The sequence below is a fragment of the Pseudomonas sp. LBUM1663 genome (assembly GCF_059695905.1).
This window is the reverse complement of sequence record NZ_CP166792.1, coordinates 424,838-435,094: the sequence shown is the minus strand read 5'-3', so window position 1 is coordinate 435,094 and position 10,257 is coordinate 424,838. Positions and strand designations below refer to the sequence as shown.

Here is a 10,257-nt window from a genome sequence, read left to right as displayed (position 1 = left end):
AATTAATCAGGGTCAAGGAGACCTTCATGCACTTCAAGAAACTCGCCGCTGCCGCCACCCTGCTGATCTGCGCCGTCCCGGCCGTCAGCCAGGCCCGTGACACACCGGTGTACCTGCCGTTCGACAAGGCCGTGGCCGAAGCCACCCGCACCGGCAAAATCGACGGCAGCGTGAAGTTCTACCTCGCCGGCAACACCCCGGCCGGTAACGTCACCGTCGTCAGCCCCGGCGCCGTGACCAACAAGAAAACCAACGCCTTCAACAAGACCGACGCCGTGGCCTGCGAATGGGTCGCGCAATCGGCAATCATCAGCCTGCACCAGGCGGCGAAAAGCGCCGGCGCGAATGCGGTGACCAACATTGTCAGCTTCTACAAGAGCAACGAGCGCAAAGACGCCACGACCTATGAATGCCACGCTGGGGCGATCATGGCGGGTGTCGCGCTGAAAGGGGATTTGGCGAAGGTTCAGTAACGCCAGAATCGATAAAGGGCGCCTTACGAGGCGCCTTTTTTTGTTCCCGCATTTTGATCGTTCACACGCTCTGGTGGGAATGCAGCCCGGGACTCTCCGCGTCCCCCAGCAAAGCTCTGCGCCCCCTCCAGCAACAATATGAAATACGAAATTTCAGCGCCTCATTTCGGAAACGTCCCGCAGCCAGAATTTGAGCTTCGCGCTAGGGTCAATGCCCCCGTGACACATCGGGGGAATCCCAAGGAAGAACGAACCATGACTAAAAAGGCCGTTATCGTTTTCAGCGGTGGACAGGACTCCACAACCTGTTTGATCCAGGCGTTGCCGCTCTACGATGAAGTTCACTGTATTACGTTTGACTATGGCCAGCGTCACCGTGCAGAAATTGAAGTGGCTCAACAGCTTTCGAAAGCGCTTGGAGTGTCGACCCATAAGGTGCTGGACACTTCACTGTTGAACGAGCTGGCCATTAGTAGTTTGACCCGCGATAACATCCCTGTTCCAAGCGCTAACACTTCCGAAGAAAATGTACCCAACACCTTCGTACCGGGTAGAAATATTTTATTTTTAACCTTGGCGTCTATTTATGCGTACCAGATACGCGCTGAAACTGTAATCACAGGCGTTTGTGAGACAGAGAGTTCTGGGTATCCTGATTGTGGTGATGCGTTTGTAAAATCCTTAAACAGCTCCATCGAACTGGGCATGGATTATAAAGTACGCATTGATACTCCGCTTATGAGGTTAAACAAGGCTGAGACGTGGGCCTTGGCCGACTACCACGGAAAATTTGAATTGATTCAGCACCACACACTGACTTGCTATAACGGAATAAAAGGCAGTGGATGCGGCGACTGTGACGCGTGCAATCTTCGAACAAAAGGGATGACTGAGTTTCTTGAAAACAAATCAGCGGTAATGAAGAGCTTGAAAGCAAAACTGCTTTTGAAATAGTTCAAATCGCAAAGGAGGGAGGGAGGAAGGGGATATACCTCCCTCTCCTTTACAAATGCAGCTCTCAGCGTAAAAAAACAGGTCGACCTCATTGAGGTCGACCCGCGCTGACGCGTTCGGGCAGAATGCGCACCGAACACGTGATGAACAACAATTTTGCTTTTGGTGGCGTCAACACCTCGTTGATTTTCCGTCGCTGGCACTGATCTGAAAAAACGTCTGGAGTGAAGGGAATGACTCGGTTTCAGCGCATCGGCGCAGTATTCACCCTGGCCGTTGCACTGAGTGGCTGCACCAGCCCGGTGTACACCGCCAAGGAAAACTTTACCGCCGACAAGGGCCTGAGCGACGACCGGATGAGCCGCGCCATCGTCACCGCGCTGATTGAGCGCCAATGGATCGTGCAGTCGGCGCGCCCCGGCATGATCAAAGCGGCCATCACCGTGCGCGACCGGCACAACGCCGAAATCGACATCCCCTACACCTCCACCTCGTTCGAAATGGATTACCGCGACAGCCGCGGCCTGGACTACAAGGACGGCAGGATCCACGGCACCTACAACCGCTGGATCAACTACCTGCGCGACGATGTGGTCAAGCAGCTGGCCTCCGACCCGGACGCTGACCAAGTCTTCGCATCGCAAGGTGCCTATGAGCCCACCTATCAGGACTTCCAGGAAGGCGTGAAACGCGCCACCGAAGTCGGCCTGCTGGACGGCAGCGTCAAGTTCTACCTGGCGGGAGAAGCGCTGCCGACACAAGTGCGCAAGCTGAATGCGGTGAGCAGCAGCCGAAGAGCCGACGACAACGAAGACAAATCCGCTGAAGACGCCTGCTACTGGGCGTTGCAATCGACCTTGGCGACCTTGCAGAGCAAAGCCAAAAAGGCCGGTGCCAATGCCGTGATCAACATCGCCGGCATCAACAAACGCAACCTGAGCCAGGACAGCGGGAAATACCAGTGCAGTGACGACGAGGAAATACCTGGGCTGGAAGCGCTCAAGGCCGTCGTGACCGGGGTGGCGTTGCGTGGGGATCTGGTGCGGGTTGACTGAGGCAGGCGCCTTGAGAACGACAAAGGGCGCCTTTCGGCGCCCCTTCACAAACAGGTCGGCTTGTCATCGCCCTGTACCTGTCTGGCTCTGCGATGGCTGGTTGCCCAGGATCCTCAGAGTCTCACAAGCCCCTTTCGGGAACGGGAGGAGTATTGCGTGAAACGGAAACAGAGGCAACCACTGGCCATTCGCCTGACTGCGCCACTTCCAATGCCATTACACGCCAAGAGCATTGCGTACCGCGACTTTTATTGCGTAAAACTCATCTATTTCAAGTTGTGAAATAACATAAACACGCTTCCCCTGACGGTCTCGACTTTTGATCCGGTCCAGCCTGGAGAGGCTTACTGTCGCAACCATGTCGCATTTCGCCCAGCAAACTGGACTGGCACCCTGGAGATGACTTTGAAGTTCCAGATGGTGATCAAGTATGCGATCCGGAGCGGTAGTACTGAGCGGCACAACTGTCACTAGTAAGCTGTTGGTCCTGTGTTTGCGTATCACGACAACGGGCCTGACCTTGATCATCTCGGGAATCTCATACCCCCTGAAATCACAAATCAATACGCTGCCTCCCTAGGTTGATATAGAAGTGGCATCCATGGCACTCATCGAAAAAAATCGATTTTGCTCAACAACCCGGTGAATCACTAAACCGGATCGGCTACTTGAAGTGTCCTGTGCTCAAGTCCCCTCAACCTTCCTTGTCAGCAACTCCACAAACGCCTTGGCCATCGGCGACTTCTGATCCTTGCGCTGCACCAGCCACACGGCCGACACCGCTTCCGGATCGAGCAACGGCCGATACACTACGCCGTCGATGCGCATCCGCTGATAAGACGCCGGCAGCACCGACACGCCCAGCCCCGCCGCCACCAACCCGATAATCGTCATCGCCTCGCCCGCTTCTTGCGCGAAGTGCGGACTGAATCCGGCATCGCGCGCCAGGCTGAGCAACTGGGCGTAAAGACCACTGCCATAACTGCGCGGGAAGAAGACGAACGGTTCGAGGGCCAATGCCGAGAGGAACAGACCTTCTTCGCTGTCGCTCACTAGCGGATGTTTGGAGCTGAGTACCGCCACCAGCGGCTCACGCATCAACTCCACGACGCTGAGGGAATCCGGCAGCCCGAGCGGTCGCATGATGCCGACTTCAATCGACTCATCGACCAGCGCGTCGGCCACTTGGGTGCTGCTCATCTCCCGCAGATTCAAATGCACGGCCGGGAAGCGCTGGCGAAACGAGAAAATTGCCTGGGGGATGGTCGAGTTAAAGGGCGCCGACGAGGTGAAGCCAATTTTCAGTTCGCCCAACTCACCCAGCTGCGCACGCCGTGCCACATCAGCGGCTTTGTCGACCTGCGCCAGCACCAGTCGCGCTTCTTCCAGAAACAACCGACCGGCTTCGCTGAGTTCGACCCGACGATTGGTGCGCTCGAACAACCGCGCACCCACCTCTTGCTCCAGCGCCTGAATCTGCTGGCTCAGGGGCGGTTGCGAGATGCCCAGCACCTGAGCGGCGCGGCCGAAGTGCAGTTCTTCGGCGACGGCGATGAAGTAGCGCAGGTGTCGCAATTCCATGAAAACTCCATTAGGTCGTTAAACCTATCAAACAGGTCGAACAATATATTGGATTGAATCATTAGGCAGCTATATGCTTTTTTCATTGCCTGACCGGCTGCGCCCTCCGAGGTCCGAAGTGAAAACTGCTGTCGCCCCCCTTGCCCATGAAGTTCCGCCTGCCGCGGTGGACGATGTTGTCGCTGAATTGAAAGAGATTTACATCGAAAAAGGCACGCCGATGTTCATGCGCACGGTACTGGCGCTGTTCTCCGGCGGCTTTGCGACCTTCGCCCTGCTCTACTGCGTACAGCCGATGATGCCGCTGCTGTCCCACGAGTATTCGATCAATGCGGCGCAGAGCAGCCTGATCCTGTCGGTGGCCACCGGCATGCTCGCCATTGGCTTGCTGATCACCGGCCCGATTTCCGACCGGGTCGGACGCAAACCAGTGATGGTGGCAGCTTTGTTCGCCGCCGCGCTGTGCACCATGGCCAGCGCGATGATGCCTAGCTGGCAAGGCGTGCTGGTGATGCGTGCGTTGATCGGGTTGTCGTTGAGCGGTCTGGCGGCGGTCGCCATGACGTACCTGAGCGAAGAGATCCACCCGCAGCACATTGGCCTGGCGATGGGCTTGTACATCGGTGGCAACGCGATTGGCGGGATGAGCGGTCGCTTGATCACCGGCGTGTTGATCGACTTTGTCAGTTGGCACACGGCGATGCTGGTGATCGGCGGTCTGGCGCTGATCGCGGCGACGGTGTTCTGTAAAATCCTCCCCGAATCACGCAACTTCCGCGCACGCTCGCTGCACCCGCGCAGTCTGGTTGATGGCTTCACCATGCACTTTCGCGACGCTGGCCTGCCGCTGCTGTTCCTAGAAGCTTTCGTGCTGATGGGCGCGTTTGTCACGCTGTTCAACTACATCGGCTATCGCTTGCTGGCCGACCCGTACCACATGGACCAGGTCTTCGTCGGCCTGCTGTCGGTGGTGTACCTGTCGGGCATCTACAGCTCGGCGAAAATCGGCTCCTTGGCCGACCAACTGGGCCGGCGAAAAGTGCTGTGGGCGACGATTGTGCTGATGCTCGCAGGTCTCGCGCTGACGATGTTCACGCCGCTGCCGCTGGTGATTATCGGCATGTTGATCTTTACCTTCGGCTTCTTTGGCGCGCACTCCGTGGCCAGCAGCTGGATCGGGCGGCGGGCGGTAAAGGCCAAGGGGCAGGCTTCGTCGCTGTACCTGTTCAGCTATTACGCCGGATCGAGTATTGCGGGGACAGCGGGCGGGGTGTTCTGGCACTTGGGCGGGTGGAACGGGATCGGGTTGTTCATTGGTGCGTTGCTGGTGATTGCGCTGCTGGTGGCGTTGAAGCTGGCGAAGTTGCCGCCGTTGCCGGGCACTGCACAGGTTTAGCCACAACTGCACCCTAGCGGTAATCGCGAGCCAAGGTACACTGACGGCATTCGTCAGTCTTGGTAAAGGGAAGCCAGAATGCGCCTGGACCGTCTCCACATTCAGAATTTTCGTTGCTACGAAGATGCCACTTTCGACTTTCAGCCGGGTTTCAATCTGGTGGTGGGGGTCAATGGGAGCGGGAAGACTTCGTTGTTGCATGCTGTGGCGTACAGCTTTAGCGGCATCATCGGATCGACTGGCCACTTTATGGCGACGACGAATGACGACGATGTGCGGACTGTCATTACAAAGCACGAGAATGGTAGTCGCTTTGAAAAAATTTATCCGTTACAACTCAACTGCAATGGCAAGGCATTTAATTCGATGGAATGGAGTCGAATTAAAAAGCAACCATCAGAGATCATGCTTGTTCCCTTAGAAACATCTTATCTGGAGAGTTTCAATTCATCAGCCCTCGCAGGGAACACTGCCCTTCCGCTTTTGGCTTTCTATCGTGCCGATCGCCGTTGGGTTAGTAGTGGCACATCCACCCAACAAGCGGCGATGCTCAAACTCTCGCGACTTGATGGTTATAAAAATTGGTCTAATGCAGCAACAAATCTGCAAGATTTCGAAAGCTGGCTTATCAGAAAAACGCTAGAGCAATTGCAAAAAGCTTTTCGTTCTGGTGTCCAAATGAGTGACATTGACGATGAACTCTCCCGAGTAAATTCTGCTCTAGCAATGGTACTTCCTGGCTGCCGAGGACTGTATTACGACGTTGAGCTGGCAAGTTTGCTTGTCGATATGGGTAACGGAAAACAAGCAGCCTTCAGTAGTCTCAGCGATGGCCAGCGAGGAATGGTTGCCCTCTTTACCGATATTGCTCGCCGGATGTGCATCCTCAATCCGCATATGGGTAAGGACGTTCTGAAAAACACTTCAGGCGTGGTCATCATCGACGAGCTGGACATCCACTTGCATCCAGCCTGGCAACGCAATATCGTTTCCGCGTTGAGAAAGGCATTCCCCAAAGTCCAATTCATCGCCGCCAGCCACTCGCCGCAAATCATTGGTAGCTTGAAACCCGAAGAAGTTATCGTCCTGAATGATGGGAACTCATCCCATCCTCGCGTCACCTACGGCCTCGACTCAAGTCGTGTACTTGAGGAGGTTATGGACGTAGCCCAACGCGAGCCGGAAATTGAAGTTTTGCTCTCGGAGCTATTCTCCACTCTGGAAGATAACGACCTTGAGAAAGCCAAATTATTGCTTCAGGCACTTAAGAAAAAAGCTCCGGATCTACCCGAGTTCTTAAGAGCCGAAGCATTGCTCAGGCGCAAGGAGATTATTGGCCGATGAAGCGAGTGATCAAAGGAACTGAGCCTGCTTCATTTACCCAGTGGAAAGAGTTAGCGAATGAAGAATGGTCACCGTCTTATTCGGTACTTCGCAACCCTGAAAAACAAGCATTACACGAGAGCCTGCTCCTTGAGCAAGGTTATGCGTGTTGTTACTGCGGAAACACAATCGCTCTGGAATCCAGCCATATAGAGCATTTCCGTCCCCAAAAGCATTTTTGCCATCTGGATCTGGAATACACCAACCTTCATGCCTCCTGCCAAGGCGAGACTGACGAGCCAAAACCTGCCCACTGCGGGCACAGCAAAGGGAGCAAATTCTCCGAACACTCCCACATATCTCCTCTGGAGGAAGACTGCGAAAGCCGATTCAGATTCACGCTGATTGGTCAGATAGAAAGCTCGAACTCGAATGTGCCCGCCAAGGACATGATCGACATTCTCGCCCTCGACATCAGTTTTCTGAACAATCGCCGTAAAGAAAAGCTGGAGGGCATCTTCAATGACGACTTCTTGGCTGACTTTTCCGTAGAAGAACTCGAAGCAATCATTCAGCGATACCGTCATCCGCGAAACGGCCAACATGAGGCCTTTGACCACATCATCGCCCGCTACGCCGAACAACTCCTCGGCCGCTGAAAACCAACACAAACAAAAACGCCCGGCATGAGCCGGGCGTTTTTTATTGGGTGACGATCACTCGTGATATTGCGCCGACAACTCGTGAACCGCACGCATGAACGCACCCGCATGTTCCGGATCAACTTCCGGCGTGATGCCATGACCGAGGTTGAACACATGGCCGCTGCCCTTGCCGTAGCTGGCGAGGATGCGGCCAACTTCGGTGCGAATGGCTTCTGGCTTGGCGTACAGCACGGTCGGGTCCATGTTGCCTTGCAGGGCGACTTTGTTGCCAACGCGCCGGCGGGCTTCGCCGATGTCGCAGGTCCAGTCCAGGCCCAAAGCGTCAGCGCCAGCGTCGGCGATGCTTTCCAGCCACAGGCCGCCGTTCTTGGTGAACAGGATCACCGGCACTTTGCGGCCTTCGTGTTCGCGGATCAGGCCGCTGACGATTTTGCGCATGTAGGCCAGGGAGAATTCCTGGTACGCCGCCGCCGAGAGGTTGCCGCCCCAGGTATCGAAGATCTGCACCGCTTGCGCGCCAGCCATGATCTGGCCGTTGAGGTAGCTGGTGACCGACTGCGCGAGCTTGTCCAGCAGCAGGTGCATGGCTTGCGGGTTGTCGTAGAGCATGGCCTTGGTCTTGCGGAAGTCTTTCGACGAGCCGCCTTCGACCATGTAAGTGGCCAGGGTCCATGGGCTGCCGGAGAAGCCGATCAGCGGCACGCGGCCGTTCAGTTCGCGACGGATGGTGCTGACCGCGTCCATGACGTAGCCGAGGTCTTTGTGCGGATCAGGAATCGGCAGGGCTTCGATGTCGGCCATCGTGCTGACGACTTTCTTGAAGCGTGGACCTTCGCCGGTTTCGAAGTACAGGCCCTGGCCCATGGCATCCGGGATGGTGAGGATGTCGGAGAACAGGATCGCCGCGTCCAGTTGTGGATAGCGGTCGAGCGGCTGCATCGTGACTTCGCAAGCGAACTCCGGGTTCATGCACAGGCTCATGAAGTCACCGGCCTTGGCACGGCTGGCGCGGTATTCCGGCAGGTAGCGACCGGCCTGACGCATCATCCATACCGGCGTGACGTCTACGGGTTGCTTGAGCAGGGCGCGGAGGAAACGGTCGTTCTTCAGGGCAGTCATGTCGGCATCCGGAAAAAAAGTGCGGGCATTTTCTCAGAGCGCGACGCAAAAGGCACGGTTGCAGGTCAGCCTTTTGTCTATCGGGTCAATTTGTCGCAATAAATACGCAGATTTCAGCAACACCCGGAAACCAATGTGGGAGCTGGCCTGCCAGCGATGCGACCACCTCGGTGTGTCAGTCAGACCGAGGTGATGCTATCGCTGGCAGGCCAGCTCCCACAGGGTTACTGCATGTCAGGTCGGGTTTAGACGCCCAGGTAATCCAGGATCCCTTCAGCGGCATTACGCCCTTCGAAGATCGCCGTCACCACCAGGTCAGAGCCGCGAACCATGTCGCCACCGGCGAAGATTTTCGGGTTGCTGGTCTGATGCTTGTACTGACCTTGTTCCGGGGCCACAACGCGGCCTTGGCTGTCGGTCTGGATGCTGAACTGCTCGAACCACGGCGCCGGGCTAGGGCGGAAACCGAAAGCGATGACCACGGCGTCGGCCGGGATGATCTCTTCGGAACCCGGGATCGGCTCGGGACTGCGACGGCCACGGGCGTCCGGTTCGCCGAGACGGGTCTCGACCACCTTCACGCCTTCGACGCGGTCTTCACCGACGATGGCAATCGGCTGGCGGTTGTAGAGGAATTTCACGCCTTCTTCCTTGGCGTTCTTCACCTCTTTGCGCGAGCCCGGCATGTTCGCTTCGTCACGACGATAAGCGCAGGTCACCGACTTGGCGCCCTGGCGAATCGACGTACGGTTGCAGTCCATCGCCGTGTCGCCGCCGCCCAGCACCACAACCTTCTTGCCTTTCATGTCGACGAAATCTTCCGGCGACTTTTCAAAGCCCAGGTTGCGGTTGACGTTGGCGATCAGGAAGTCGAGCGCGTCATGCACGCCCGGCAGATCCTCACCGGCAAAGCCGCCCTTCATGTAGGTGTAGGTGCCCATGCCCATGAACACGGCATCGTATTCTTCGAGCAGTTGCTCGACGGTCACGTCCTTGCCCACTTCGGTGTTCAGGCGAAACTCGATGCCCATGCCGGTGAAGACTTCGCGACGATTGCTCAGCACGGTCTTTTCCAGCTTGAACTCGGGGATGCCGAAGGTCAGCAGACCGCCGATTTCCGGGTTCTTGTCGAACACCACCGGGGTCACGCCGCCGCGTACCAGCACGTCGGCACAGCCCAAACCGGCCGGGCCTGCGCCGATCACTGCAACACGCTTGCCGGTCGGTATGACCTTGGACATGTCCGGACGCCAGCCCATGGCGAACGCCGTGTCGGTGATGTACTTCTCGACCGAACCGATGGTCACCGCGCCGAAGCCGTCGTTGAGGGTGCAGGCACCCTCGCACAGACGATCCTGCGGGCACACCCGACCGCAGACTTCCGGCAGGGTGTTGGTCTGGTGCGACAGTTCGGCGGCCTGGAGGATGTTGCCCTCGGCCACCAGTTTCAGCCAGTTCGGAATGAAGTTGTGCACAGGGCACTTCCATTCGCAATACGGGTTACCACAACCCAGGCAGCGGTGGGCCTGATCGGCCGAATGCTGGGGTTTGAAGGGTTCGTAGATCTCCACGAACTCTTTCTTGCGTTGACGCAACAGTTTCTTCTTCGGATCTTTGCGCCCGACGTCGATGAACTGGAAGTCGTTATTCAGACGTTCAGCCATTGTTAAAACCTCATCAAACTCTTCAGG

General features: G+C 56.7%; 10 protein-coding genes. 6 read left to right on the top strand and 4 right to left on the bottom strand.

Translation table 11 applies throughout. The features are described 5' to 3' along the window. The first annotated feature begins 26 nt into the window (after nucleotides 1–26). The 3 genes from ACA075_RS02005 (at nucleotide 27) to ACA075_RS01995 (ending at nucleotide 2,482) form a co-directional block, all read left to right on the top strand. Entirely contained in the window at nucleotides 27–473 is a 447-nt protein-coding gene (locus ACA075_RS02005) for an excinuclease (RefSeq protein WP_497297065.1), read from the top strand. Between the two features lie 255 nt (nucleotides 474–728). Beyond that, entirely contained in the window at nucleotides 729–1,427 is a 699-nt protein-coding gene (gene queC, locus ACA075_RS02000) for a 7-cyano-7-deazaguanine synthase QueC (protein ID WP_497297064.1), read from the top strand. Between the two features lie 233 nt (nucleotides 1,428–1,660). Further along, nucleotides 1,661–2,482: a hypothetical protein gene (locus tag ACA075_RS01995; RefSeq protein ID WP_497297063.1), complete on the top strand. Its 822-nt coding sequence runs from the start codon at nucleotides 1,661–1,663 to the stop codon at nucleotides 2,480–2,482. 216 nt (nucleotides 2,483–2,698) lie between these two features. Here ACA075_RS01995 and ACA075_RS01990 read toward each other — a convergent pair whose 3' ends face one another. Both ACA075_RS01990 and ACA075_RS01985 read right to left on the bottom strand, forming a co-directional pair. Further along, the gene (locus ACA075_RS01990; protein ID WP_497299186.1) at nucleotides 2,699–3,010 is read right to left on the bottom strand and encodes a type II toxin-antitoxin system PemK/MazF family toxin; all 312 of its coding nucleotides are present in this window, start codon (nucleotides 3,008–3,010) and stop codon (nucleotides 2,699–2,701) included. A gap of 156 nt (nucleotides 3,011–3,166) precedes the next feature. Continuing rightward, nucleotides 3,167–4,063: a LysR family transcriptional regulator gene (locus ACA075_RS01985; protein ID WP_497297062.1), complete on the bottom strand. Its 897-nt coding sequence runs from the start codon at nucleotides 4,061–4,063 to the stop codon at nucleotides 3,167–3,169. Nucleotides 4,064–4,229: 166 nt separating this feature from the next. Here ACA075_RS01985 and ACA075_RS01980 point away from each other — a divergent pair, with 166 nt between their 5' ends. From ACA075_RS01980 to ACA075_RS01970, 3 genes are all read left to right on the top strand, one after another. Continuing rightward, entirely contained in the window at nucleotides 4,230–5,459 is a 1,230-nt protein-coding gene (locus tag ACA075_RS01980) for an MFS transporter (protein ID WP_497299185.1), read from the top strand. 78 nt (nucleotides 5,460–5,537) lie between these two features. Next, nucleotides 5,538–6,803, top strand: a complete 1,266-nt coding sequence (locus ACA075_RS01975; protein WP_497297061.1) for an AAA family ATPase — start codon at nucleotides 5,538–5,540, stop codon at nucleotides 6,801–6,803. Next, nucleotides 6,800–7,441, top strand: a complete 642-nt coding sequence (locus ACA075_RS01970; RefSeq protein WP_497297060.1) for a retron system putative HNH endonuclease — start codon at nucleotides 6,800–6,802, stop codon at nucleotides 7,439–7,441. The genes ACA075_RS01975 and ACA075_RS01970 overlap by 4 nt, the downstream gene beginning before the upstream one ends. Nucleotides 7,442–7,498: 57 nt before the next feature. On the opposite strand, the gene hemE is transcribed toward ACA075_RS01970, so the two are convergent. Together hemE and ACA075_RS01960 are read right to left on the bottom strand one after the other, a co-directional pair. Then, nucleotides 7,499–8,566 carry a uroporphyrinogen decarboxylase gene (gene hemE / locus ACA075_RS01965; RefSeq protein ID WP_010464411.1) on the bottom strand — a complete coding sequence of 356 codons (1,068 nt, stop codon included), beginning with the start codon at nucleotides 8,564–8,566 and terminating at the stop codon, nucleotides 7,499–7,501. A gap of 245 nt (nucleotides 8,567–8,811) precedes the next feature. After that, on the bottom strand, nucleotides 8,812–10,230 hold the full coding sequence (locus tag ACA075_RS01960) for an FAD-dependent oxidoreductase (RefSeq protein WP_497297059.1): 1,419 nt from the start codon (nucleotides 10,228–10,230) through the stop codon (nucleotides 8,812–8,814). Nucleotides 10,231–10,257: the final 27 nt, after the last annotated feature.

What these genes read in the sequence shown, in the direction of transcription:
- ACA075_RS01985 (WP_497297062.1), bottom strand. Translation starts at nt 4,063, where the DNA reads ATGGAATTGCGACACCTGCGCTACTTCATCGCCGTCGCCGAAGAACTG.
- ACA075_RS01960 (WP_497297059.1), bottom strand. Translation starts at nt 10,230, where the DNA reads ATGGCTGAACGTCTGAATAACGACTTCCAGTTCATCGACGTCGGGCGC.
- ACA075_RS01975 (WP_497297061.1), top strand. Translation starts at nt 5,538, where the DNA reads ATGCGCCTGGACCGTCTCCACATTCAGAATTTTCGTTGCTACGAAGAT.
- hemE (WP_010464411.1), bottom strand. Translation starts at nt 8,566, where the DNA reads ATGACTGCCCTGAAGAACGACCGTTTCCTCCGCGCCCTGCTCAAGCAA.
- ACA075_RS01970 (WP_497297060.1), top strand. Translation starts at nt 6,800, where the DNA reads ATGAAGCGAGTGATCAAAGGAACTGAGCCTGCTTCATTTACCCAGTGG.
- ACA075_RS02005 (WP_497297065.1), top strand. Translation starts at nt 27, where the DNA reads ATGCACTTCAAGAAACTCGCCGCTGCCGCCACCCTGCTGATCTGCGCC.
- queC (WP_497297064.1), top strand. Translation starts at nt 729, where the DNA reads ATGACTAAAAAGGCCGTTATCGTTTTCAGCGGTGGACAGGACTCCACA.
- ACA075_RS01990 (WP_497299186.1), bottom strand. Translation starts at nt 3,010, where the DNA reads ATGATCAAGGTCAGGCCCGTTGTCGTGATACGCAAACACAGGACCAAC.
- ACA075_RS01995 (WP_497297063.1), top strand. Translation starts at nt 1,661, where the DNA reads ATGACTCGGTTTCAGCGCATCGGCGCAGTATTCACCCTGGCCGTTGCA.